At 33.8% G+C, this 24,969-nt stretch carries 20 protein-coding genes; 14 read left to right on the top strand and 6 right to left on the bottom strand.

Features of this window, described 5'->3' with window-relative positions; translation table 11 throughout:
* Nucleotides 1–66: 66 nt before the first annotated feature.
* From rlmD to ACVBED_RS11590, 5 genes are all read left to right on the top strand, one after another.
* Nucleotides 67–1,476 (top strand): 23S rRNA (uracil(1939)-C(5))-methyltransferase RlmD, encoded by a 1,410-nt coding sequence (gene rlmD, locus ACVBED_RS11610; protein ID WP_447120434.1) that lies wholly within the window; start codon nucleotides 67–69, stop codon nucleotides 1,474–1,476.
* 36 nt (nucleotides 1,477–1,512) lie between these two features.
* On the top strand, nucleotides 1,513–3,990 hold the full coding sequence (locus tag ACVBED_RS11605) for a zinc-dependent metalloprotease (RefSeq protein WP_447120433.1): 2,478 nt from the start codon (nucleotides 1,513–1,515) through the stop codon (nucleotides 3,988–3,990).
* A 4-nt stretch (nucleotides 3,991–3,994) separates the two neighbouring features.
* On the top strand, nucleotides 3,995–4,468 hold the full coding sequence (locus tag ACVBED_RS11600; protein ID WP_447120432.1) for a DUF6452 family protein: 474 nt from the start codon (nucleotides 3,995–3,997) through the stop codon (nucleotides 4,466–4,468).
* Nucleotides 4,434–5,093, top strand: coding sequence for a DUF6048 family protein (locus tag ACVBED_RS11595; RefSeq protein ID WP_473095031.1), 660 nt, complete (start codon nucleotides 4,434–4,436; stop codon nucleotides 5,091–5,093). The genes ACVBED_RS11600 and ACVBED_RS11595 overlap by 35 nt, the downstream gene beginning before the upstream one ends.
* A 216-nt stretch (nucleotides 5,094–5,309) precedes the next feature.
* Nucleotides 5,310–8,276: a reprolysin-like metallopeptidase gene (locus ACVBED_RS11590; protein ID WP_447120430.1), complete on the top strand. Its 2,967-nt coding sequence runs from the start codon at nucleotides 5,310–5,312 to the stop codon at nucleotides 8,274–8,276.
* A gap of 71 nt (nucleotides 8,277–8,347) precedes the next feature.
* Here the strand turns inward: ACVBED_RS11590 and coaE are convergent, their stop codons facing one another.
* Both coaE and ACVBED_RS11580 read right to left on the bottom strand, forming a co-directional pair.
* Nucleotides 8,348–8,962, bottom strand: coding sequence for a dephospho-CoA kinase (gene coaE, locus ACVBED_RS11585; RefSeq protein WP_447120429.1), 615 nt, complete (start codon nucleotides 8,960–8,962; stop codon nucleotides 8,348–8,350).
* A 3-nt stretch (nucleotides 8,963–8,965) separates the two neighbouring features.
* Nucleotides 8,966–9,832, bottom strand: a complete 867-nt coding sequence (locus ACVBED_RS11580; RefSeq protein ID WP_447120428.1) for an MBL fold metallo-hydrolase — start codon at nucleotides 9,830–9,832, stop codon at nucleotides 8,966–8,968.
* Between the two features lie 152 nt (nucleotides 9,833–9,984).
* Here ACVBED_RS11580 and ACVBED_RS11575 point away from each other — a divergent pair, with 152 nt between their 5' ends.
* The 7 genes from ACVBED_RS11575 (at nucleotide 9,985) to ACVBED_RS11545 (ending at nucleotide 19,052) form a co-directional block, all read left to right on the top strand.
* On the top strand, nucleotides 9,985–10,803 hold the full coding sequence (locus tag ACVBED_RS11575) for an alpha/beta hydrolase (RefSeq protein WP_473095030.1): 819 nt from the start codon (nucleotides 9,985–9,987) through the stop codon (nucleotides 10,801–10,803).
* 191 nt (nucleotides 10,804–10,994) lie between these two features.
* Complete coding sequence (gene paaZ, locus ACVBED_RS11570; RefSeq protein ID WP_473095029.1) at nucleotides 10,995–13,481, top strand: phenylacetic acid degradation bifunctional protein PaaZ; 2,487 nt, start codon at nucleotides 10,995–10,997, stop codon at nucleotides 13,479–13,481.
* A gap of 59 nt (nucleotides 13,482–13,540) precedes the next feature.
* Nucleotides 13,541–14,239 carry an SMUG2 DNA glycosylase family protein gene (locus ACVBED_RS11565; protein ID WP_473095028.1) on the top strand — a complete coding sequence of 233 codons (699 nt, stop codon included), beginning with the start codon at nucleotides 13,541–13,543 and terminating at the stop codon, nucleotides 14,237–14,239.
* 4 nt (nucleotides 14,240–14,243) lie between these two features.
* Nucleotides 14,244–15,014 (top strand): enoyl-CoA hydratase/isomerase family protein, encoded by a 771-nt coding sequence (locus tag ACVBED_RS11560; RefSeq protein WP_447120426.1) that lies wholly within the window; start codon nucleotides 14,244–14,246, stop codon nucleotides 15,012–15,014.
* 200 nt (nucleotides 15,015–15,214) lie between these two features.
* Complete coding sequence (locus ACVBED_RS11555) at nucleotides 15,215–15,736, top strand: hypothetical protein (RefSeq protein ID WP_473095027.1); 522 nt, start codon at nucleotides 15,215–15,217, stop codon at nucleotides 15,734–15,736.
* Between the two features lie 63 nt (nucleotides 15,737–15,799).
* Complete coding sequence (locus tag ACVBED_RS11550; protein WP_447120424.1) at nucleotides 15,800–16,312, top strand: hypothetical protein; 513 nt, start codon at nucleotides 15,800–15,802, stop codon at nucleotides 16,310–16,312.
* Between the two features lie 268 nt (nucleotides 16,313–16,580).
* Complete coding sequence (locus ACVBED_RS11545; protein WP_473095026.1) at nucleotides 16,581–19,052, top strand: hypothetical protein; 2,472 nt, start codon at nucleotides 16,581–16,583, stop codon at nucleotides 19,050–19,052.
* Between the two features lie 70 nt (nucleotides 19,053–19,122).
* On the opposite strand, the gene ACVBED_RS11540 is transcribed toward ACVBED_RS11545, so the two are convergent.
* From ACVBED_RS11540 to ACVBED_RS11525, 4 genes are all read right to left on the bottom strand, one after another.
* Complete coding sequence (locus ACVBED_RS11540; RefSeq protein ID WP_447120420.1) at nucleotides 19,123–21,255, bottom strand: S46 family peptidase; 2,133 nt, start codon at nucleotides 21,253–21,255, stop codon at nucleotides 19,123–19,125.
* Nucleotides 21,256–21,488: 233 nt separating this feature from the next.
* Nucleotides 21,489–21,947, bottom strand: a complete 459-nt coding sequence (locus ACVBED_RS11535; protein WP_447120419.1) for a GNAT family N-acetyltransferase — start codon at nucleotides 21,945–21,947, stop codon at nucleotides 21,489–21,491.
* Complete coding sequence (gene yihA / locus ACVBED_RS11530; RefSeq protein WP_447120418.1) at nucleotides 21,944–22,564, bottom strand: ribosome biogenesis GTP-binding protein YihA/YsxC; 621 nt, start codon at nucleotides 22,562–22,564, stop codon at nucleotides 21,944–21,946. Before yihA ends, ACVBED_RS11535 begins: the two co-directional genes overlap by 4 nt.
* A gap of 34 nt (nucleotides 22,565–22,598) precedes the next feature.
* Nucleotides 22,599–23,357 carry an alpha/beta fold hydrolase gene (locus tag ACVBED_RS11525; protein WP_473095025.1) on the bottom strand — a complete coding sequence of 253 codons (759 nt, stop codon included), beginning with the start codon at nucleotides 23,355–23,357 and terminating at the stop codon, nucleotides 22,599–22,601.
* A 255-nt stretch (nucleotides 23,358–23,612) separates the two neighbouring features.
* On the opposite strand from ACVBED_RS11525, the gene mraZ reads away from it, so the two are divergent.
* Nucleotides 23,613–24,083: a division/cell wall cluster transcriptional repressor MraZ gene (gene mraZ / locus ACVBED_RS11520; protein WP_447120417.1), complete on the top strand. Its 471-nt coding sequence runs from the start codon at nucleotides 23,613–23,615 to the stop codon at nucleotides 24,081–24,083.
* Entirely contained in the window at nucleotides 24,073–24,966 is an 894-nt protein-coding gene (gene rsmH / locus ACVBED_RS11515) for a 16S rRNA (cytosine(1402)-N(4))-methyltransferase RsmH (RefSeq protein ID WP_447120416.1), read from the top strand. Before mraZ ends, rsmH begins: the two co-directional genes overlap by 11 nt.
* The last annotated feature ends 3 nt before the right edge of the window (nucleotides 24,967–24,969 follow it).

Genomic DNA, 24,969 nt, shown 5'->3' with positions numbered 1-24,969 from the left:
TTTATACCGGAAAGTCAAATTATAAAACAGGCGCTTTTGCCTGTTTTTTTTTAATAAAAATTTAAAATGAAGCAAAAAAGACCAAACCCTATTCTGGATAATATCAGCATTTACGGCGCCGGCGCAAAAGGTGTGGCGATTGGTAAAACACCGGAAGGTAAAACAGTTTTAGTGAAAGGTGCGGTTCCCGGTGATGTTGTAGATGTACAGGTAAGAAAATCTAAAAGCAATTATTTTGAAGGCGATGTTTTAAATTTAATTACACCCTCAGAATTTCGGGTAGAGCCAAAATGTATACATTTTGGTGTTTGTGGCGGTTGCAAATGGCAAAACCTTAGTTACGAAAAACAGCTAGACATTAAAAAAGACGAAGTTTTTAATAATATAAAACGAATTGGTGGATTTGAAGACTTTGAATGTTTGCCAATTTTAGGTGCAGATGAACAGTATTGGTATAGAAACAAAATGGAATTTTCTTTTTCTGATGCTAAATGGCTGACGTTAGATGAAATAAATTCTGGAGAAGAAATTGATAATAAAAATGCCTTGGGGTTTCATATTCCTGGAATGTGGAGCAAGATTTTAGACCTAAAAGAATGTTGGTTGCAAGAAGGACCTTCTAACCAAATAAGATTGGCGGTAAAGAAATTTGCAGATGAGCATGGTTTAGATTATTTTGATGTTAAAAATCAATCTGGCTTTTTACGAACCTTGATGTTACGGCAAAATTCTATGGGAGAGTGGATGGTTTTATTTCAACTTTACAGAGAAGAAAAAGAAAATAGAGAAAAGTTATTTAATTTTTTACTTGAAACTTTTGTTGAAATTAAAACGTTGGTTTACGCTATAAATTCGAAACAAAATGATTCTATTTACGATTTAGATATACAAATTTACCACGGAGATGGTTTTATAATGGAAGAAATGGACGGCTTGAGATTTAAGATCGGTCCGAAATCTTTTTTTCAGACCAACTATCAACAAGCCTTAAATCTTTATAGAAAAACGTTAGAATTTGCAGAAATTTCAGAAAACGATGTCGTCTATGATTTGTACACAGGAACCGGAACTATTGCACAATATGTCGCGCGAAAAGCAAAACACGTAATTGGAATAGAATCTGTGCCAGAAGCAATTGCCGCGGCAAAAGAACACGCAAAACTTAATGGTTTAGATAATTGTGAATTTTTCTGCGGTGATATGAAAGATATTTTTACACCAGAATTTTTAGCAAATCATCCAAAAGCTGATGTTTTAATCACTGATCCACCAAGAGACGGTATGCACGCAAAAGTGGTGGAACAAATTTTAAATTTAGCGCCACAAAAAATTGTTTACGTCAGTTGTAACTCGGCAACTCAAGCTAGAGATATGGCTCTTTTAAAAGAAAATTATATCTTAGTGAAAATTTTACCGGTAGATATGTTTCCGCAAACACATCATGTAGAAAATATTGCACTTTTAATAAAAAAATAATAATCCCTTTTTTAAAGTTTAAACTAATTTAGTAACATGAAAAATCAATTCGTTTTTATCATTTTATCTCTCTTCATTTTTTCCGGGCAAATTTCTGCACAGAAAACAGATTCCGTTAAAGCAGAAGTAAAAAAGAAAGTAGATTCTATTTCAAAAAAAGATAAGCCGGTTATAAAAATAAAACCTTACAAAGAAGTGATTACTGCGAAAGCGATAACGGATACGGGTGTTTTTGATGTGCACAAAATTGATGATAAATACTACCTGGAAATTCCTGACACTATGTTGCAAAAAGAATTTCTTCTGGTAAGCCGTTTAACAAAAGCTGCCGCAGGAATGCGCTCTGGAATGTCAGGTTATGCAGGCGACCAAATTTCTCAAAATGTAATTACGTTTGAAAAAGGACCGGAAGACAAAATCTTTATGCGTTCTATTTCTTATGTAGATTACGCAAAAGATTCCACTTCGCAAATGTATGCGTCAGTTTCCCGAAATAATGAACAGTCAATCGTGGAAGCATTGGATATAAGAGCATATAACAAAGAAAAAAAATCTTCCGTTATAGAAATTACTTCTGTAATAAACGCAGACAGTGACTTGTTTTCCTTTGATACACGCCTTAAAAAAGGTTTTAAAGTAGGCGCTATACAAAAAGATAAATCTTTTGTGAATTTTGTAAAATCTTTTCCTAAAAATATTGAGATCAATACCACTAAAACTTTCGCCAGAACTTTGGGTGATTTTAAAGTTTTACCGGGAATCGACAAACCTGAAATTAGCGGAAATTACACAGTTGAAATTAATACATCTTTAGTTTTACTGCCGGATAATAAAATGCAAGCGCGTTACTTTGACCCAAGAGTCGGCTTTTTCACCGTTGGTTACACAGATTTTGATCTTGATCCACAAGGTGTGAAAAAAGTAGAATTAATTAAAAGATGGCGTCTCGAACCGAAACCAGAAGATCTTGAAAAATACAAAAGAGGTGAATTAGTTGAACCTGCAAAACCAATTGTTTTTTATATTGATCCTGCAACGCCAAAGAAATGGGTGCCTTCTTTAATTCAAGGTGTTAATGATTGGCAAAAAGCCTTTGAACAAGCTGGTTTTAAGAATGCGATTATTGCTAAAGTGCCAAACGCAAAAGATGATCCTGAATGGAGTCTTGAAGACGCGAGATTTTCTGGTATTGTTTACAAACCATCCGATGTTCCCAATGCTTCCGGACCTTCAATTGCGGATCCAAGAACGGGCGAGATTTTAGAAAGTCATATAAATTGGTATCACAATGTGATGTCTTTGTTAAGAAACTGGTATTTTGTCCAGGCTTCTCCTAATGATCCGAGAGCGAGAAAAATCGAATTTGATGATGCTTTAATGGGACAGTTAATCCGTTTTGTATCATCGCATGAAGTTGGTCATACTTTAGGCTTACGTCATAATTTTGGCTCAAGCTCTACGGTTCCTGTTGAAAAGTTACGTGATAACAACTGGCTTACAAAAAATGGACACACGCCTTCCATTATGGATTATGCCCGTTTTAATTATGTGGCACAACCAGAAGATCACATTTCGCCGGTAAATTTAATGCCGCGAATTGGTGATTATGACAAGTGGGCGATCGAATGGGGCTACAAGAGATTTTATAATTTCAAAACCCCAGATTCTGAAAAAACTTATTTAAATAAATGGGTGATTACCAAGCTTAAAAATCAGAGACTTTGGTTTGGAACAGAATCTAATAATTTTGATCCACGTTCACAAAGTGAGCAAGTTGGAGATGATGCGATGATTGCTAACACTTATGGTATTAAAAATTTGCAAACGATCATGACGCATTTGGATAAATGGACGGCGCAACCCAATGAAGATTATGATAACTTAGGAATGATGTACAGCCAAGTTACAGGACAATTTAAAAGATACCTCGGTCACGTTTCAAAATACATCGGCGGCGAAATGGAAACTCCAAAAACACAGGAACAAAGTGGTGTGGTTTACGAAGTTGTTGCAAAAGAAGATCAGAAGAGAGCCTTAGAATTTTTAAATAATCAAATATTTAAAACACCCACTTGGCTATTGGATGATAATGTTTTCAAAAAAACAAATATGGACGCCATCACAGTAGTTGAGGATTTACAAAGTTCTGTTTTAAAGCGGATTTTAAATGATAAAGTTTTAGACAAAATGTATAAATCTGAAGTGACATACTCTGACGCATATCCTTTAGCAACATATTTAAGTGATTTGAAAGGCGATATGTTTCAAGATTCAAATCCTGATGTTTACAAAAGAAATTTACAAAGAAATTATGTTAATTCATTGATAAATCTGATTAATACTAAACCTGAGATTGCGGACAATTCCGATATCCCAGCTTTTGTGAGAGGAAATTTATATGACTTGAAAAAAGATCTTGAAAGTAAGACCAATGATTCTAATGCGGTAAATAGATACCATTATCAAGATTTGCTTTTTAGAATTAATGATATTTTAGAACCTCACGCTAAGTAAAAACATGAAGAAATTAATTTTTTTTTCAATTTTTTCGCTCTTGTTTACTTCGTGCAACTCTGATGACGATATTTGTACCAGCGGTGAAGCCACGCCACGGATAAAATTAAAATTTAAAAGTCAGGACAATCTTAAATTAAAAACTTTAGACAGTATTTTTGTTAGTGTAGATTTTGGTGCAGGTGCAAAATCTGTTTTAAAACAAAAGTTCCCTACGGACTCTATTGTGATTCCGCTTCGGGTAGATGATGCGCCTTATACCGATATTTACGTGAAATTAGCTTCAAAAGGTGATTCTTCTAAAATTAGAATTAATTATACAACTAAATCTCAGTATGTCTCGCCTGCGTGTGGCATTAAGAAAACCTATGACAACATCAGCTCGATTTTAGTGAAAAGTAAACCCGTTTTAAATTTAGAGCAAACTCAAACCCAAATTACAAATGAAGCAAAGACTTCTCTCTATCTTATTTTTTAGTTGTTGCCTAATGGTCGTTTTTGGTCAAAAAAAAGCAGACACAATTAAAGTTAAAGAAAAATATAAGCCCAACCTTATGGTTGGTTTTGATGTGGTAAACGCTGGAGTTTCCGCATTTGCTGACCGAAAATTATTTCAGGGATTCATTTCTACCGCGTATAGAAAAAAATTCCATCTCATTGCCGAAGCTGGGTATGAAAAAAACATTTATCTAAAGAACGGATATAATGCCAAAGTTAACGGTCCTTTTGTAAAAGTTGGAGCATTTTATATGTTGGCTGTTGATAATGAAAACCAGGAAAACGGCTTCTATGCCGGTGGAAAATTAGCTGGAAGTTATTACAACCAGGAATATTTTGCCGTGCCAGTTCGTGGTTTTCAAGGTGGAGATGTTTCTGTGGGATTTCCTGCTTCCACTCAGTCTTCTTATTGGTTAGAAGGCACAATTGGTGGTCGCGTTCAGCTTTTTGCCTCAAAATTTTACATTGATGTAAATATTCAACCGAAATATTTGGCATACAGCACTAAACAAGATGAAATTGTACCTTTAATTGTGCCCGGTTTTGGGAAGAGTGGTGCAAAATTTAATTTTGGTTTTGCCTGGAATTTAGCTTACAAATTTTAGAAATAATTAAATTTAAACCCTACCAATTATTTTTTGAAAATTAATAACATGAGAAAATCAAATTCTTGAAGTGTTTTCTCTATTATTTACATCCAAATACAATTTCTTTCTCGTATCTAATGGAGTATCATAAATAAAAATAATTTTTTCTGTTAAATCAATAATAATATTATTTGAAAAATATATACTTTTGATTTTTAAAAAATTAGAAACTTCATGAAGAAGATATTTACACTTATATTCTGCATTTTAATGGTTTCAATGGATTTTGCCCAATGGAATCCTGCAACAATGCGAGGAGAAAAATTGAGACCAAATAGCAACGTAAAAAACTTTTATTCCTTAGATCTAAAACAATTACGTGCGTCGCTAAGTTCTGCGGAAGAAACAGGTAAAAACGCAAAAGCCGTTATTATAAATCTACCAACTTTAGATGGGAAAACCGAAAGATTTGCAGTTTACAGCTTTCCTGTGATGGTGAAATCTTTAGCAGACCAATACAATCTAGGTTCATATGTCGGTGTTGGTGTTGATGATCCTTCAAAATATGTGAGATTCTCAGTAGCCTTAAATGATTTTCAATCTATGATAATCAAAGATGGTGCATATGAATTTATTGAACCTCAAAATACGGACAAGTCTGTCTATGGTGTTCATGCAAAAACAAAAAATACTGGAGAAAAACCTTTCTTATGTAGCACAAGTGAAAACATAGCCTCAAAGGAACAGATGAATAAACTTTTTAAAAATGGAAAAAGTTTATTTAATCAACCTACAAATTTTACTAAAAGTTCTGACCGAAAGTATAGAACACTACGCTTGGCAATTTCTACCACTGGTGAATACACATCCTATTTCGGTGGTGTAGCGGGCGCATTAACTGCAATAAACGCAACAATGACGCGCGTAAACGGTGTTTTCGAAAATGAGTTTTCTGTTCATTTAATTTTACAGAATTATCCATCATTGATCTATACTGATGCAAACACAGATCCTTATTCACCTGCCTCAACTGGAGCAAAAGGAAAGTGGAACGGTGAGTTGATGAATACTTTACATGCAAATCCTGGTGACAATGCATTTGATATCGGACATCTTTTTGGCGCAACTGGCGGCGGTGGAAATGCGGGTTGTATTGGCTGCGTTTGTAATAATACCTTATCAACAGGTGGAGGAGCAGATGACAGCTATAAAGGCTCTGCGTTTACTTCCCCTGCAGATGCTAAACCTTTTGGTGATACTTTTGATATTGACTATGTAGCACATGAAATGGGACATCAATTGGGAGGCAACCATACTTTTTCCTTCCAAATAGAAAACGCAGGCGTTAATATCGAACCAGGTTCCGGCTCTACTATTATGGGTTACGCAGGAATTACAAATTCTGCAGGCCAGCCAAATACAGATGTTCAGGCGCATTCTGATGCTTATTTTTCAGTAGCTAGTTTAATTCAAATTCAAAATAATTTAGTGACAAGAGCTTGTGCTACAATTACATCAATCCCTAATAATCCTCCAATAATTGCTGCGCTTTCAACTTATAATATACCAAAAGGAACTGCTTTTGTCCTGACAGCGAGCGCAACCGACCCTGAGAATGACCCCATCACTTACGACTGGGAGCAGGTAGACTCTGCCCAAGAACCAATAAATGAAAATAATTTAGGATTAACTCTAACTGGTGCAAGTTTTAGGTCAAAAAAACCCAGTTCAAATCCTGTAAGATACTTCCCGGCATTAAACTCCGTTTTAGCGGGTGTTTTAGATAACTCCTTACAAACCTGGGAATCCGTGTCAAAAGTAGCAAGAAAAACAAATTTCAGAATAACCGTCAGAGATAACAGCATTTCAAATCCTGGTTATCTACAAACACAGAACGCTTTGCAAACTATCATTGTAGGAAATGACGGGCCTTTTAGCATTTTATCTCAAAATATTTATAAAAATTTAGCTGGTCCTGTAACTTGGGATGTCGCTAATACTTCTGCTACTCCATATTTGGTTGCCAATGTAAAAATAGATTATACTGTAGACAATGGTAATAATTGGATCATTCTTTCTGCCAGCACACCAAATGATGGTTCAGAAAACTTCAGTTTCCCAAGCTTATTAATTGGCTCTAAAGTAAAACTTAGAATTGGAGCAATAGGAAATTTTTTCTATACCATTAAAGAACTTACTGTGAATGATCAGCCGGCAGCATGCGATGGCACACCACCGAAAAACATTACTTTTAACTCAATCAGCTTCAACAGCGTTAAGGTTTTATGGGATCCAACTACATCTGCAACTTATATCGCAAGATATCGTAAAATCGGCGCTGCGGAATGGATTGTCGTAAACACTTCTGTTAACTTTATAAACTTAACAAATTTGGTAGATAACGTCCAGTATGAATTTCAGGTCGCAACAGTATGTTCTGGCACTGCAGGAAATTACAGTGTTTCTCAAAACTTCACAACATTACTGTTTTCCTATTGTGCAAATGCCTCATCGAGCAGTAATTTTGAATATATTTCTAAAGTTGAGGTTTTACCACTTGGAGGCGTATCTTTAATTAATAATTCGGGTCCTTCAAATTACACCTCTTATGCCGCAGATGCTTCTAAAATAATTAACTTAAAGGCTAACACTTCAGGAAATATTTTGAATGTTACTAAAGCTTGGTCGGGCACACCTTACAATGAATCGGTTTATGCTTGGGTTGACTTTAATAGAAATGGTATTTTTGAAGACAGTGAGCAAATCATGTCATCCAATAATGATCAAACAACAGTAGCTACAACCGCATTTTCTGTACCCGCAAATGCTTATACAGGAAACCAACCTTTGGGCATGCGAGTTATTTTGTCCGACCAACCCACGCAAAGTTCAGCATGTGCAGGATTTCAGTATGGTGAAGTTGAAGATTATTCTGTGAAAATTACCGGTTCACTTTCTGTTAATGATGTGCCGCAAAATGAAGGTTTGCAGATTTATCCAAATCCTGCTTCTGATGTATTAAATATTACCAAAGTAAGCAACAATGCTATCTACTCTATTTATAACATGTCTGGACAAATCGCTGCGAAAGGAAACATACGGAATAATAAAGTTCAAGTTTCTGGCTTATTAAAAGGTATCTATATTATTTCAATTGATAATAATGGAGAAACAACAAAAGTGAAATTTATTAAAAAATAGAAGATTTATCGCAAAGAAAAAGGCTTGGAAATTAATTTTCAAGCCATTCTTATTTTGTTTAAAGTAAATTTTTACTCCAACAGATTTAAAATATCTTTCAAGATTTTTTCAGTTTGATTTTTTAAATCATCTAATGTAGAATTGTTAAAAATGATAAAATCTGCTTTTCGGATCTTATCTTTTTCAGGCATTTGCTTTTCTAAAATTGTTTCCACTTCCCGGTAAGTTTTTCCATCTCGGTCCATCACTCGTTTTATTCTAATATTATCTTCCGCAGTTACTAATAAACTATTATCACATTGTTTATTAATTTTCAATTCAAAAAGTAGCGCAGTTTCTTTAAAAATAATTTTACCCTTTTCCAAAGATATCCAATGTTCGAAATCCCGCTTCACTGCTGGATGAATAGTATTATTTAATTTTTCTAATAATTTAGAATCTGAAAAAACTTTCCCTGAAACATATTTAGTATCATAAATTCCATTTTCATTATATGCTTTTTCACCTAAAAAACTTTTAACCTCATTACGCAAATAGTCACTTTCATTAACCAGTTCTTTTGCCCGAACGTCAGAATAATAAACGGAAAAACCATTTTCTTCAATAATTCGCGCCACTGTAGTTTTCCCGGAACCGATTCCGCCCGTCACACCTATTAATTTTGGCCTCTCAGATTTTTCTTCCATTTTTTAATATCCAAAAACGTCATCAAAACTAAAAATCTCATCTAATTTCACGCCTTTTTCTGTCATTTTTAAACTTGCCAATTCATTGTGTGCATCATGTTCAAAAAACAACAAATAATCATTATCAATACATTGCTGCAAAAATTTTCCCTTTTCTTCCATTGTTAAAAGTGGCCGCGTGTCATAACCCATTACATAAACTTGTGGGATATGTCCTGCTGTCGGAATTAAATCTGCTGCAAAAACAATTGTTTTATTCTGATATTTTATCACCGGAAGCATTTGCTTTTCAGTGTGTCCGTCCACAAAAATAACATCCATTTTAAGATCAGTTCCAAACCTATAGTTTCCTGTTAGTGGCAGATCTAAAAAATTTAATTGTCCACTTTCCTGAATCGGTAAAATATTTTCCGGTAGAAAACTCGCTTTCTCCCGCGGATTTGGATTAGTCGCCCATTCCCAGTGATTTTCATTGCTCCAATAGTGCGCATTTTTAAAACTTGGTTGATAGCCATTTTTATCTTTATTCCACTCAACCGCGCCACCACAATGGTCAAAATGAAGATGTGTTAAAAAAACATCAGTAACATCATCTTTAACAAAGCCAAATTTAGCAAGATTTTTTTCTAAGGTATCATCTCCCCAAAGTGAATAGTGACCAAAAAATTTATCGTCCTGTTTATTGCCTAAACCGCAATCAATCAAAACCAATTTTTTACCGTCTTCTATTAAAAGTGACCGCGTTCCTAATTCTATCAAATTATTGTCATTTGCCGGGTTTGTTCTTTGCCATAAAGATTTTGGAACCACACCAAACATAGCACCGCCGTCTAATTTAAATTTTCCACATTGGAGAGGATAAAGTTTCATATATTTTATTTTAAATAAATAGTTCTAAAATCATTCGTAAAGTTAAAGCGTTTTAATTTTTTCATGATATTAATAATTCTAAAATTACGAAATTTTATTAAATCCATTTGTCTAAATGAAACTTTAAAGAAAACAAAATCGTATTTTTAATAATGCAAAAATTTATTCTAATAAGCCTTGGTCTTTTACTTTTTGTAAGTTGCGCTTCCACTAAAAACAAAGATATTATCTACGGTAAATCTGCAAAAAACAACGATTTAAAACTAAATATTTTTGTTCCAAACAATCCCAAAAATAAAAAACTTCCTGTCTTGATCTTTGTTCATGGCGGAAACTGGAACAGTGGCAGCAAGGAAACGTACGGTTTTTTTGGACGTAATTTTGCACGTAAAGATGTAATAACCGTAATTCCAGGCTACACATTGAGTCCCGAAGCAAACGTTGATGAAATGACTGCTGAGATAGCCACTTCTATAAAATGGGTTCAAAAAAATATAAAAAATTATAATGGGAATGAAAATAAAATTTTTGTTACGGGCCATTCTGCTGGTGGCCAATTAGTCGCTTCCGCGGTTTTAAATCCGAAATTTGGCGTTGATGAAAGATCTATTTCCGGAATTATTTTAAATGATGCTGCCGGAATTGATATGAAGGATTATTTAGAAAAAAATCCACCTACAAACGTTGATAATTACATCGCAACCTGGAGTAAGAATCCCGAAAATTGGTACCAGGCTTCACCTATTTATTTTTTAGATAAAAATTCGCCGCCATTTATGATTTACGTTGGCAAGAAAACTTATCAGTCTATAAAAACGGCTAACGAACATTTCCTCACAAAACTTCATGAATTTCAGCCAAATGTAAAACCAATTTTTATAAATAAGAGTCATATTCCGATGGTTTTGCAGTATTTCTTTCCGTGGAACAAACGTTCTACTGAGATTAAAGAGTTTATGGATAAAAACTAAAATCATTCTTTGGGCGCCTATTTCCGCCCTCCGTTCTCAATCTTTTTGTTCCGCTTTGCTACACAAAAAGGATTTCCACTCAGGTCGGGGCGCAAATTCTGTAAAAAATAAAAATTTCTGCCAATTTTCGTATCTTAACCACACGAAAAATCACGCGATTTTTCTCTATTTTAATGCTTATTAAATAAGATATGAAACTAAAAAACTATATCCACGGCGAGTGGATCGAAGGTAACTCTGAAGGCACAAAATTATATAATTCCGTCAGCGGCGAGCAAGTTGCAACTGCAGATACTTCTGGTTTGAATTTAGCAGATGCCTTAAATTACGGTAGAGATCTGGGTTATAAAAATTTGTCTTCAATGACATTTTATGACCGAGGACAAATGCTAAAAAATCTTGCACTTTATTTATTAGAACGGAAGAAAAAATACTACGATATTTCTTATAAAACTGGCGCAACTCACGCAGATTCTTGGGTTGACATTGAGGGCGGATTTGGGACTTTTTTCACTTATTCTGGACTTGCAAAAAAAATGTTGCCAAATACACCATTTTGGGTCGACGGCGACACACAGAAGCTTTCTGCAAACGGAACATTATTAGGAACACATATTCTTACGCCCAGTGAGGGGATTTCTGTGCAAATAAATGCCTATAATTTCCCAGTTTGGGGAATGCTTGAGAAACTATCTACTTCACTTTTAGCCGGCGTCCCAAGTTTAGTAAAACCTGCCACGCCAACAAGCTATCTCACACACACAGTTTTTGAAGATATGATTGAAAGTGGCATTTTACCGGAAGGCGCCGTTCAATTAATTTGTGGAAGTGCGGGAAATTTACTCGAAAATATGCAGGATGGAGATTCTGTTTTGTTTACAGGTTCTGCTTCTACTGGGAAAAAATTAAAGTCAATGAAATCTATTTCCGAGAACGCTGTGCGTTTTAATATGGAAGCAGATTCTTTAAACTGTTCTATTTTAGGTTTAGATGCAAAACCTGGAACGCCAGAATTTGATTTATTCATCAAAGAAGTTCGAAATGAAATGACCACGAAAGCTGGACAAAAATGTACCGCTATCCGCAGAATTATTGTCCCAGAAAATTTAATCGGTGAAGTGCAAAATGCTTTAATCAAATCTTTAGACCAGGTTAAAATTGGAAATCCGTTAAGTCGTGAAACCCGAATGGGCGCATTAGCTGGAAAAGAGCAATACAAAGAAGTTTTAGAAAAAATAGAAATATTAAAAAGTGAAACAGAACTAATTTATGATGGCAAACAAGATTTAATTGATGCTGATTATGAAAACGGTGCTTTTATGTCGCCTAAATTATTCCTTAATGATTCACCTTTCACCAAAAACATTTCACATAATGTTGAAGCTTTTGGACCGGTTTCTACTTTAATGCCTTATAAGGATGCGGATGAAGCCGCTGCTTTGGCGAAACGTGGAAAAGGAAGTTTGGTAGGCTCGATCATTTCTCACGATAATAATTTTATAGCAGAAACAGCCTGGAAAATGGCAACGATGCATGGAAGAATCTATGTGTTAAACCGTGATAATGCAAAAGAAAGTACAGGTCACGGTTCACCTTTGCCCACAATGATGCACGGTGGACCAGGAAGAGCGGGTGGCGGTGAAGAAATGGGTGGTTTAAATGGATTACACTTCTTTTTGCAAAAAACAGCGATTCAAGGTTCGCCCGATGTTTTAACGGCGATTACAAAAATTTATCAAACTGGCGCTGAAAAGAAATATTCTGACTTACATCCTTTTCAAAAATATTTTGAAGAAGTGGAAATCGGTGATGCTTTAGAAACCGCCGGAAGAACCGTTACGGAAGCTGATATTGTAAATTTTGCTAATGTTTCATGGGATCATTTTTATGCACACACTGATGCGACAAGTTTATCAGGAACTATTTTCGATAAAACCGTCGCTCACGGCTACTTCATATTATCTGCCGCGGCTGGTTTATTTGTTTCAGGTAAAAAAGGACCTGTGATTGCGAATTACGGTTTAGAAAATTGTAGTTTTTTCAAACCTGTTTATGCAGGTGACACAATAACCGTCTATTTGACGGCAAAAGAAAAAGTAAATAAGGGTGTAAAAGGCAGAAATGTTCCGAGCGGTGTTGTAAAGTGGCTGGTAGAAGTCATTAATCAGCGGGAAGAAGTAGTTTGTGTAGCGACTATTTTAACTTTGGTTGCAAAAAAATCCCCATTTGTTAAAATTAATTATAAAGATTTTGAAAAAAGGCTTAAAAACATAAATAAAGACACGCTTCCGAAATGGGGACAAATGCAGGCGCAAGAAATGCTTGAGCATTTGGAATCAACCATGAAATACAGCACCGGAGAATTGGAAACTTCGGAGTGTAAAACGGGAGAAGAACATTTAGAAATGTACCAAGATTCTCTTTATGGTTTTAGAAAGATGCCGAAAGACTTTCCTGCACCATTTTTAAAGGACGGAAAATTACCAGATTTGAAGCATAAAAATTTAGAGGAAGCCAAAACACATTTCATTGAATCGGTTAAAAATTATCAGATCTATTTTCGAGAACATCCGGAAGCAGAACATTTGCATTTTATTTTTGGAACTTTAAATAAGGAAATGATGGAGTTATTTCATCAAAAACATGTGACGCACCATTTCGAACAATTTGGCTTGTAGACCACCGATTTAAACAAATTATTTATGGAACTTTAGAAAAATCACAGGCTTATTAATTTATGACAAAAATAATCTGCGAAGAAGTAATTGCTTTTAATAAAAGTTTAAAATATTCTGGGGACTTGCCTGAAGGTTTTGCCGTACTAAATCCATTTTTTGATAATCCTGAAACTTTAGTGGTGATGGAGAAATTTTACAAAAAGTTTTACAATGATAATAATCAGCGGAAATTTATAATAGGAATTAATCCAAGTCGCCACGGGGCGGGAGTTACAGGTGTTCCTTTTACAGATACAAAGAGGCTAAAAAGTCACAGTGAAATTGAGATGGAATCTGCGCACACACATGAAATCTCTTCGGTTTATATACATTTGGTAATTGACGCATTTGGTGGGACCACAAAATTTTACAAGGAATTTTTTATTAATTCCCCATTTCCACTCGCTATTATTCACAAAAAAAAAGGAAATTGGGTGAACGCCAATTACTATGATGACAAAAAACTATTTGAAGCTGTAAAACCTTTCATGATAAAGAGTTTAAATAAATTTATTAATTTTGGTTTAGACACAAATGAGGTTTATATTTTAGGTAAAAAAAACGCTACTTTTTTAGATAAAATTAATAATGAAGAAAAAATGTTTGAAAAAATGACGGTTTTAGAACATCCGCGCTACATTCAGCAATACAAAAGCAAAGAGAAAGAAATATATATCGATAAATATCTGATCGCTTTAAATCAGATTAAAGAAAAATAAAAATATGACAGAAGAATTCGTAATTTCAGAAATAGAAAATAATATCTCGACCATCACTTTTGGGACGCCAAAAAGCAACGCTTTACCAGGAAAAATTTTAGAAAAATTGGCACAAACTATCTTAGATGAAGGTTCTAAAAAAGAAGTGAAAGCAATTTTACTTAGAAGCGCCGGTGAAAAATCATTTTGTGCGGGTGCAAGTTTCGACGAATTGTTAGCAATTGAAGATCTAGAAACTTCAAAAAAATTCTTTGGTGGATTTGCAAAAGTGTTGAATGCAATGAGAATTTGTACTAAAATTGTGATTGTGCGGGTTCAGGGAAAAACAACTGGCGGCGGCGTCGGGATAGCTTGTGCCGCCGATTATTGCTTTGGAACAAAACAATCTGCATTGGCATTAACAGAAATTAATTTAGGAATCGGACCATTCATAATTGGACCTTTTGTTGAAAGAAAAATTGGGATTGCGGCTTTTTCTGCCATGGCGTTAGATGCAGATTTCCGCAGTGCAGAATGGTGTTTAAATCAAAATATTTATAATTCTATTTCAAATTCAATCGAAGAAATGGATGAAGAAATTGATTTATTTTTAAAGAAATTAAGTGGTAGAAATTCTGAAGCATTGAGTTTAATAAAGAAAGTGTCCTGGGAAAACTATCATCATTTTGAAAAATTAATGCCTGAAAGAATTAAGATGAGTGCGACATTAATCCTGGAAGATTCAGCGAAGGAGAATATTGCGAAAATTAAAGAAAGACTCAGAAATATAAGTTAGAGATCATTTCAGTAACACTTATTAGATTTTTCTAACATTTAAAAATTTTCCTCTAATTTTTAATCTTAAATCTTGGATGAAGAGAAAAACTAATCTAATAAAAAGAAAATATAATTAATGAAATCAGCTATTCCTTTAGTGATAAATCTTGATTAAGTGCTACTTGGTTCATATTTTGTTTCAATATTAAAAATTATAACATGAAAAAACTAATATTATTAATTCCGTTATTATTAATTGGATGTAAAAAAGAGTCGACTTCTGCAAGTGTTGAATCTATAGATTCCGCTAGATCAGCATCTAAATCAATTCAAAAAAACACAACAATAAATCAAGATTCTCTTATTGCAAATTCTAAAGTTGTCGCGAAAGTTTTGGATGAGGGAGTTAATAGAAATGTTGATAAAAATGAGATTGTAAGAACAGCTGATGGAAGCATGTTGCCTTTTACAGTCGGAGATCAATTTACTACAGACAATCAAAAATTTATTCTGAAACTAAAGAATGTTTCTAGATCTAAGTTGAAAATTACCATTGAAACTGGAAAGCCAATGAACTTAAGAATTAATCAGATAAAAAAACCTGATGGTAGCTTTGACGGACCATTTGGACAAACTTTAATTCTAAACACTGCAAAAAAAGGTGAATACTGGATAATTTTAGGGAAAAATTTAATGGCGGACGGAAGTGGAAAAGGCCATTTCAGTTTAAAAATAGAGTAATTTTTTTTTGGTATAATTTATGAGTAATCGTTTCTAAATATAACATCACTAAACAAAAACATTATGAAAAATTTAATCTTAACTGGAATAATCGCCTCTACGACATTAGTAAGCTGCGGAACGGTTCAATCTCTTGTTCAAAATACCTTTCCTTACACAGCAAACGTTTTAGTTTCAACGGGCGTTCCTGCAAACCAGGAAGTTTCGTCTTCCACCACGGCCTCCAACGTACAAAGTTGGTTCGGCGGTAACAATAATGCACAAATTAAAGACGTAAGAATTTCGGAAGCGAAAGTGAACGTAATCTCTCCGTCCAATGGTTCGCTCTCAGATTTTAAATCTTTTAAAGTTTACGTCTCCTCTGACGGATCTTCAGAAAAACTTGTTGCGTCACGAGCAGATTTTAGTAATTCTGGTAACACCATGAATTTGGATGTTAATGATTCCGGTTATTTAGATAGTGTAGTAAAAAGCAATAATCTAAAAGTAAGAACGGTTTACGTATTGAAAAATTCTACCAGTTCTGACATGAATTTACGTATTTCCCTAAATTTCAACAGTGTTCCAGCCAACTAATCACTTTTTAAAATAAAACCCAAAAACCGTTGAATTTATATTGAGCGGTTTTTTTACCTTATATAATTCCCTAAAATCAATTTATAAACTCTAATTACAGTAATGGTAGATGAAAAATAGATACTTCCGTATTCTTAGTGTAATTTTTGGCAGTATTTTGCTCCTTTTAATTCTTCTGAATTTTGGTATTAATTACTGGTTAAAAAACAATTTACCTGATTATCTAAAAAATAATACAAGCTATAAAATTTCATATCAAAAACTAGATGTGGAATTACTTTCGGGTAACATTACTGCGAGCGGAATTTCGATCAATAATAAAAATCCTAATGATAATAACAGCTTGGGTATTCAGGGAACTATAGACTCTTTACAAATTGGACGTTTCGGTATTTTTGATGCGGTTTTTAATAAGTCCATAAATACTAAAAGTTTAGTTTTAACAAAACCAGTTCTGAATATCAGTTTGCCTTTAATAAAAAACAAAACTAAAAAAGAGCAAAATCCCGTTGAAGCAGAAAATGTAGAAATTAGAGATGGAAAGATTCAGGTTTTTAAACCAAATAAAAGGAAAATTCTTAGTGCAAATGCTTTAAATCTAAAACTGACTGGTTTAGAATTGTCTTTTGAAAAGAAAGAAAATGGCTTGCGTGTTGAGTTTGACACATATACAATCGAAGCTAATAAAGTATATTTCCGTCCGGATAATGTGTATTTGTTTTTAGCCGATAATATTAAAACTAAAGATGGAGTCTTAAATATTCGGAAATTTTCCTTAATACCGCTTTTGAGTTTTACACAATTCATGCACTATTTTCCAGAAAAGAGTAATTTGATTAATTTAAAAGGATCTGAAGCCTTACTTGAAGGTTTTAAGTTTAAAAATAAGAAAGTAGATTTAAAAAGTTTTCGCCTGGAGCAACCCAATTTTAAAATTTACACAACCGGCATAAGACCAAAGGTTGATGATAAAAAGGATTTCAATTTTGAAGTAAATTTAGGAAGTGTACTTGTAAATAATGCCCAAGTTGACGTTGAAAAGCGTGATCAAACAACACTTTTTACGGGCGAGAATTTGAATTTTAATGTGACAAAAATTTTACTGAATAGCAAAACGGCAAAAAATCCTTTGCCCTTTCAATATGATGCATTTAATCTGAACGGGAAAAATATCAACTATTTTTCCGAAAATGAACATTTGAAAGTTTCTATTCTTAAAATTGATCCAAAAAATATAGCATTAAACCTCATCAGCTTAAAATCTACCGTTAAATCTGCGGACCAAAATTATTTTGACATCCATACAAGATCCATTTTACTAAAAATGAAAAATTGGAAAATGGTTAATTCTAAATTAAAAATGGAAATTGATAATGTCTTGGTTGATGAAATTAAAGGAAAAATTGCGACTTCAAATATAAAAAGCGAAAAGAAAAACAAAATATCAATTTTAGATTTTCCTTTAAAAATTCATAAAATAAATTTAAAAAACTCTGATTTAGATTTTGAAACTAAAGGACAACCAATTGTCATGAAAGGTTTAAATTTAAATATCAATGAATTAGAATTGAAACAAGATGAAGCTAATCAGATTCTACTAAAAAGTGCTAATTATAATTTCACCGCGATTAATTTTAATTATCAACCAAGTCAATTTTATAAAATTTCTGCAAATGCGATAAAAATTTCTGAAAAAGGCGGACAAATTTCAAATTTCTCAATGGTGCCTTTGGTGAGCCGAGCGGAGTTTATAAAAATGATCCCTACAGAAAGGGATCTTTATGATATAAAAGTTCCTTCTATTACTTTTACAGGAAACTATGATCTGCTAAATAAAAATAAAGTCATCAATCTTTCAAACGTGACGCTAAATAATATGAATGCAAACATTTTCAAAAGTAAAATTCCGAAAGATGACAAAACAGTTAAACCGTTATATTCTAAAATGTTACGTTCAATTAAATTTCCTCTTCTCATCAATAATTTAGACGTGAAAAATTCTCTGTTAGTATACGAAGAAGATATTCCGACGAGCGACGGACCGGGAAAAATTTCATTCAAACCATTTAATTTAAATATAAAGAATATAAATTCCGGTAAGATGAAAGGTAAACCCACTCAAGTAGCGATTACCATTAATGCTGGTTTTATGGATGCTTCTCCTTTACACATTAATTGGGGATTTAATACGGTTGATTTACAGGATAAGTTTACAATTTCAGGCAATGTCTCAAACATGCAGGCTTCCCATCTAAATCCATTTATAGAACCTTATTTACATGTCACAGCCGCAGGAATGATCAAAAAACTAGAGTTTAATTTTAGCGGAAATTCGGTGGAAATAAACGGTAATATGAAAATGGATCATGACAATTTGAAAATTGCAATTTTAAAAAAAGATACTAACGAAAAGAAGAAATTTTTATCAACTATTGCAAATTTATTTATAAAAAATAGTTCGGACAAATTTCCTGCATCCGTAACGGTCGATCATGTAAAAAGAGATAATACAAGATCCTTCTTTAACCTTCTCTGGAAAGGCTTGGAGAATGGCTTAGGAAAAACTTTAATTGGAATTAATTATAAGGAAAACGCTGAAACGGTAAAGAATGTGGCATCAGATATTAAGGATGTGAAAAGTGCTGTAAAAAACGTGACAGAAAAACTAAAATCTAAGCCTGAGACGCCAAAGGAAGAGCCTAAAAAGAAAAAGGATTTTTTCGAAAGAATTTTCCATTAAAATTAAAAAAAATCGTCCCAACATTTTATGCCGGGACGATTTTTTTTATAAATGATTTTAGCTGAAAAAGTTATTTCACTAAAGACAATTCACTAATAATGTGTCCGGCTCCAGCATATTTATCAATCACCCAAAGCACATAACGAACATCGACATTAATCGTTTTTTGTAATTTTGGCTCAAATACGATATCGCCAGAAAGAGCTTCACTGTTTCCGTCAAATGCCAAACCAATTAACCTACCGTAACCGTCAATCACTGGCGAACCAGAATTCCCACCAGTAATATCATTATTTGTTAGAAAATTGATTGGCATGTAACCACCTTTGTCTTTATACATCCCAAAATCTTTCTTTTTGTATAAATCTAAAACTTTCTGTGGTAAATCAAATTCTTCATCACCTTTTTTATATTTTGCAATCATTCCGTCCATGGTTGTATAAAAATTTTCTTTTACACCTTTGTAGTTTCTATCTGCTCTTTCCGGCAAAGTGGCGACTTGACCGTAAGTTAACCTCATCGTAGAATTTGCATCTGGATAGAATTTTTTATTTGGACTTGCCATCATTAATCCTGCTAAATAAAGACGGTTATTCTTCTCGAAATTTTCATCAACTTTTATAAATCTCTCAGATGATAATTTATAGTCCGTGATGTATGCGTTTGCCATTTGAAATAAAGGATCGCCATCAATTTTTAAACGATCTGGGTTATTTAAAAATAACTTTGCTGATGCTTCATTTGCAAAAATTGATGCAGCAGCCATAAGAGATAAATTTTTAGCATCAGCTTTTAATATTGTTGGTGAGGCCACGTCTTTCGAAACTCTTTGCTGATAAAGATTGACCAAAGAATTTAGCATTTCACCTTCCACATTAGAATGGAAATTATCATAAAGTCCAGCTATAGCAGCTTCTATTTTAGGTTTCATCGCTATTTGTCCGGCTGCATCCTGATCGGCATAAGTTTTAAACAAACTTCCCAAAGAATAAGCTACAGAAATATATTTTGCATTTCTTTGCAATTGAGAAGAAAAATTACGTTCGACGTTTCTTTCTGAAATTTGTTTGTAATAGGCCTGAATATCTGCTAAAACACCCCCATAAACTTTTTCATTTTCTGGTAAAAGTGCCCATTTTTGGTAATCTGCTTCGGCTTGTTGCTTTTCTGCAACTGTTCCATTTTTTCCTACTGCATCAATCGTTCCTTGTCTATTTTTCCAATAATTGGCAACACTTGCATATTGAGATGCGTAATCTAATCTTGTTGCATCATCTTTATCCATATATTTTTTCATAACATCCATCGATAATTTTGAAGCTTCAACCCACGCCGGATAATCTTTATTTACCATTTGCTCAATTCCAAATGAAGTTAAATATCTGTTTGTTCTTCCTGGATAACCTAAAATCATCGCAAAATCACCAGGTTTGTAACCTTTAAGAGAAACTGGTAAAAAATGCTTTGGTTTTAAAGGTATGTTGCTCATAGAATATTCTGCTGGATTATTATTGGCATCCGCATAAACTCTAAAAATACTGAAATCTGCAGTATGGCGCGGCCATTCCCAGTTATCAGTATCACCGCCAAATTTTCCCAAAGACGCCGGTGGAGCCCCAACTAAACGAATATCTTTGTAATCCTGGTACACAAAATAGTAGAATTCATTGCCGTTGAAAAAATCTTTAACAATGACAGTATATTTACCGTTCTCAGAATTTTCTGTTTGGATTGCCTTATATTCTGCACTGATTGCAGCTTTTCTTACTTCTGGCGACATATCTGCATTTAATTTTGAATTGATGCGTTTTGAAACATCATCCATTCTTACCAAAAATCTCACGTAAAGATTTTTTGCATTAAATTCCTGATCGCGCTTCATTGCCCAGTATCCATTTTTAAGATAATTTTTTTCTGGTGTGGAAGCCGCCGCAATTGCATCAAAACCACAATGGTGATTTGTAAAGACCAAACCTTGAGAAGACACGATTTCACCTGTACAAAAACCCCCAAAACTTACGATAGCATCCTTTAAACTGGAATTATTTACAGAATAAATTTCATCTGGGGTAAGATGCAAACCTTCTTTTTGCATGTCAGTGCCGTTTAATCTTTTCACGAGCATCATAAGCCACATTCCTTCGTCCGCGCGCATTTGCAGAAAACTCAGGAGAAAGGTGCATAATAGAAATAACTTTTTCATTTTATAAAATTTTGTTGCGCTAATTTAATAAAATGCTTCTTAATAAAGATGAATAAACTAAAAAAGGTAGAAATAATTCTACCTTATAATTTTATCAAATTTATTTTCTTTTAGATCTGGGCAGCTTTATCCATCCTTCATTCCCAAAGCGAGGAATCATTTATGATAGGTCTCTCAAATCGGGCTGCAAGTATTTCGTAAAACTAGAATTATAAAGAATTTGGAGAAAACTCTTATTTATCGATTTCCAAAATCATTTCTGTGTGCGGAATATCATCTTCTAAATATTTTTTACCGGTATCAACGAAGCCGAAATCAGAATAAAATTTAATTAGATAATCTTGTGCAGAAATACGACATGATTTGGAACGAAGCTGATTAGATATAATTTGCAAACTAAAAGCAACTAAAGTTTTACCTAAACTTTCACCACGCACGGATTTTGCAGTCAAGACACGGCCAATGCTTGCTTCCGGATACTTTATATTTTCTTTAAAAATCCGAAGATAGGCGATAATCTCGCCATTTTTTTCGGCCCAAAGATGAATTGCTTTTTCATCATAATTATCAGCGTCTAAATAATAGCACTTCTGTTCAACCACGAAAACCTCCTGCCGAATATTTAAAATCTTATAAATCTCGTCAGCAAATAATTCCGAAAAACTTTTGACTTTCCAAACTATATCGGTCATGAGAATTTAATGTTATTTTTATTTAACATTTCATTTGTTGTTCGAATGAAATCTAAAATTAGATCACCGCCGAATTTTTTTTCTGCAGAAGTCACAAACATTTCAGGCACTTCTTCCCAGGTTTTTAAAAGCTCTTCTCTGTAAACTGCTACATTTCTATCTGCCGCGCCAGGTTTTAATTTATCTGCTTTTGTAAAAGCAATACTGAACGGAATGCCACTTTCGCCACACCATTCCATAAATTCCAAATCAATTTTTTGCGGTGCCAGCCGAGTGTCTATTAAGACAAATAAATTAACGAGGTTAGTTCTGTTTAGGATATAATTAGTGATAATCTTTTCAAAATCTTTTCGCATTGATTTTGAAACGCGCGCATATCCAAAACCAGGTAGATCTGTCAAAAGCCAATTTTCATTTACCAAGAAATGATTAATAAGTTGCGTTTTTCCAGGTGTCTGTGAGGTTTTTGCTAAATCCTTGTGATTCATCATTGCATTAATGAGCGACGATTTTCCCACATTAGAACGTCCGATAAAAGCGTATTCAGGAAGATTTGGTTCAGGACAATCTTGCCATCTGCTGCTGCTCTTTAAAAATTCTGCTGTTTTTATTACCATACTAAAAATGGAGGTTTTAGTTCCTCCATTGTTTTTATTTATTTTCTATCCATTTATAAAGAATCTCATTAAATTCTTCTGGTTTTTCCATCATTGCGGCGTGACCGCATTCATCAATCCAAAACAAATCTGAATTTGGTATAAATTTGTGCATATCAATCGCAACTTCTGGCGGAGTTACATTATCCTGTTTTCCCCAAATAATACAAACTGGACATTTAATATTGGGCAGATCATTCAACATATTATGTTTGATGGCACTTCTTGCAAGCATCACGGTCTTTATACCTTTCATACGATCATTTACCAAAGTGAAAACCTCATCAACTAACTGCTCTGTTGCGATATCTGGATTATAAAAAACTTCCTGTGTTTTTTTCTTAATGTAGGTTTTATCACTTTTTCTCGGGAAACTGTCGCCGAAAGTTCTTTCATATAAGCCTGAGCTTCCTGTTAAAACTAAATTTTTCACTAAATCGGGTCTTGTGGTGGTTAAAATTAATCCTACATGACCACCCATTGAGTTTCCAATAATGGTGACAGGCTCTCTTATTTCTTCATCAATAAACCTTGCTACAAATTTTGCAATGCTCGTCAAATTCGTATTTAAAACAGGTAAATCATATATCGGTAAAACAGGAACAAATACCTCAAACCCTTTTTTGGAAAAAAAATCTACCATATTGGTAAAATTACTTAGACCGCCCATTAATCCATGCAATAAGACCAAGGGCTGCCCTTCTCCTTCCTGAATGAAATCGAACTTTTTTTCTTTTTTAATTTTAAATATCATAAACGTCTTTCTGAGCGTGGCAAAAATACAAATTTAACATCAATTTATAATTATTTTTTGGCTTTGATGCTGCAATCGAATATTAGGTAAAAATATTAAAAATTTCCAAAAGTTTAGAAAAAATGTTTAGTAGTTAAAATGTTTTAAATCAAATATTTAAAGTAAAACCGCACTTTCCGTAATTATTTATCCACATTAAGTCAAAAAGTGGGAAAAAGTGGGAGAATATGGAAATATTTTATAAATTTGTCCCAAATGAATCAATTCATCGGAACATACGAATGTAAAATAGACGACAAAGGTCGCCTAAAAGTACCATCTTCTTTAGTGAAGCAAATGGGTACTTTCACCGATGGTACATTCATTGTTAAACGCTCTGTTTTTCAGGCTTGTTTGGAAGTTTATCCGCCGAATGCATGGGAAAAAGTAATGCTCAAAATAAATGGGCTAAATAGATTTATAAAGAAAAATGCCGACTTTATTCGCCTTTTTACAGCAGGTGTAAAGATGGTTGAATTTGATACGGCGGGAAGATTACAGATTTCCAAAGACCTCACTCTATTTGCAAATTTGACCAAAGAAATTGTAATTACAAGCGCAGGTGAGCTATTTGAAATTTGGGATAAAGAATCCTACGAAAAAGTAATTTACAGCAGTGATATTGATTTTGCGGCTTTGGCAGAAGAGGTAATGGGAACATTAAATTTAGACGAAAATGTATCATAATCCAGTTTTACTACACAAAAGTGTAGAAGATTTAATCACCAATCCAGATGGCATTTATATAGATGTGACGTTCGGTGGTGGTGGACATTCACGCGAAATTTTAAAAAAATTATCGCCGAAAGGCAGGCTTTTTAGTTTTGATCAAGATTTAGATGCGTTAAAAAACACGATTGACGATGAACGTTTTATCTTAATCAATCAAAATTTTAGATTTTTAGAAAATTCATTGTTGGCTTATGGGATTTCTTCCGTGGATGGGATTTTGGCAGATTTAGGCGTTTCTTCTCATCAGTTTGACGAAGCCACGCGTGGATTTTCTACCAGAAGTGATGCACCTCTGGACATGCGAATGAATGTAAAACAGCATTTGGATGCCAAAAAAATCGTTAATAAATATGAAGAAGAACAGCTTGCCGATATATTTTATCAATATGGTGAATTGCGAGATTCAAGGAAAATAGCACACGGAATTGTACAGCAAAGACTCATAAAACCCATAAAAACAACGCAAGAATTAAAAGATATTTTTCATTACATCCCGCCACCGAAAAAAAATAAATTCTTTGCGCAGGTTTTTCAGGCAATTCGGATAGAAGTAAATCAGGAATTAGAAGCATTAAAAGAAATGCTGGAGCAATCTTACAGAGTTTTGAAACCAGAAGGTAGATTGGTCGTTATTTCTTACCATTCGCTGGAAGATCGTTTGGTAAAGCGATTTTTAAAAAACGGCATGTTTGAAGGTGAACAACCGCGGGATATTTACGGCAATTTTTCGAAAACATTTACCTTATTACAAACAAAAGCGACTATTCCTACGGATACCGAAATTGACGATAATTCCCGGGCACGAAGTGCAAAACTGCGTACTGGCATAAAAAATTAGGAA

The sequence above is a fragment of the Halpernia sp. GG3 genome, assembly GCF_052976925.2.
The sequence above is the reverse complement of the archived record's forward strand: the minus strand, read 5'-3'. Positions and strand labels throughout refer to the sequence as shown.

What these genes read in the sequence shown, in the direction of transcription:
- ACVBED_RS11540 (WP_447120420.1), bottom strand. Translation starts at nt 21,255, where the DNA reads ATGAAAAAGTTATTTCTATTATGCACCTTTCTCCTGAGTTTTCTGCAA.
- ACVBED_RS11525 (WP_473095025.1), bottom strand. Translation starts at nt 23,357, where the DNA reads ATGATATTTAAAATTAAAAAAGAAAAAAAGTTCGATTTCATTCAGGAA.
- ACVBED_RS11535 (WP_447120419.1), bottom strand. Translation starts at nt 21,947, where the DNA reads ATGACCGATATAGTTTGGAAAGTCAAAAGTTTTTCGGAATTATTTGCT.
- rlmD (WP_447120434.1), top strand. Translation starts at nt 67, where the DNA reads ATGAAGCAAAAAAGACCAAACCCTATTCTGGATAATATCAGCATTTAC.
- ACVBED_RS11560 (WP_447120426.1), top strand. Translation starts at nt 14,244, where the DNA reads ATGACAGAAGAATTCGTAATTTCAGAAATAGAAAATAATATCTCGACC.
- ACVBED_RS11605 (WP_447120433.1), top strand. Translation starts at nt 1,513, where the DNA reads ATGAAAAATCAATTCGTTTTTATCATTTTATCTCTCTTCATTTTTTCC.
- ACVBED_RS11565 (WP_473095028.1), top strand. Translation starts at nt 13,541, where the DNA reads ATGACAAAAATAATCTGCGAAGAAGTAATTGCTTTTAATAAAAGTTTA.
- paaZ (WP_473095029.1), top strand. Translation starts at nt 10,995, where the DNA reads ATGAAACTAAAAAACTATATCCACGGCGAGTGGATCGAAGGTAACTCT.
- ACVBED_RS11590 (WP_447120430.1), top strand. Translation starts at nt 5,310, where the DNA reads ATGAAGAAGATATTTACACTTATATTCTGCATTTTAATGGTTTCAATG.
- yihA (WP_447120418.1), bottom strand. Translation starts at nt 22,564, where the DNA reads ATGGTAATAAAAACAGCAGAATTTTTAAAGAGCAGCAGCAGATGGCAA.
- ACVBED_RS11575 (WP_473095030.1), top strand. Translation starts at nt 9,985, where the DNA reads ATGCAAAAATTTATTCTAATAAGCCTTGGTCTTTTACTTTTTGTAAGT.
- ACVBED_RS11580 (WP_447120428.1), bottom strand. Translation starts at nt 9,832, where the DNA reads ATGAAACTTTATCCTCTCCAATGTGGAAAATTTAAATTAGACGGCGGT.
- ACVBED_RS11600 (WP_447120432.1), top strand. Translation starts at nt 3,995, where the DNA reads ATGAAGAAATTAATTTTTTTTTCAATTTTTTCGCTCTTGTTTACTTCG.
- ACVBED_RS11550 (WP_447120424.1), top strand. Translation starts at nt 15,800, where the DNA reads ATGAAAAATTTAATCTTAACTGGAATAATCGCCTCTACGACATTAGTA.
- mraZ (WP_447120417.1), top strand. Translation starts at nt 23,613, where the DNA reads ATGAATCAATTCATCGGAACATACGAATGTAAAATAGACGACAAAGGT.
- coaE (WP_447120429.1), bottom strand. Translation starts at nt 8,962, where the DNA reads ATGGAAGAAAAATCTGAGAGGCCAAAATTAATAGGTGTGACGGGCGGA.
- ACVBED_RS11555 (WP_473095027.1), top strand. Translation starts at nt 15,215, where the DNA reads ATGAAAAAACTAATATTATTAATTCCGTTATTATTAATTGGATGTAAA.
- rsmH (WP_447120416.1), top strand. Translation starts at nt 24,073, where the DNA reads ATGTATCATAATCCAGTTTTACTACACAAAAGTGTAGAAGATTTAATC.
- ACVBED_RS11595 (WP_473095031.1), top strand. Translation starts at nt 4,434, where the DNA reads ATGAAGCAAAGACTTCTCTCTATCTTATTTTTTAGTTGTTGCCTAATG.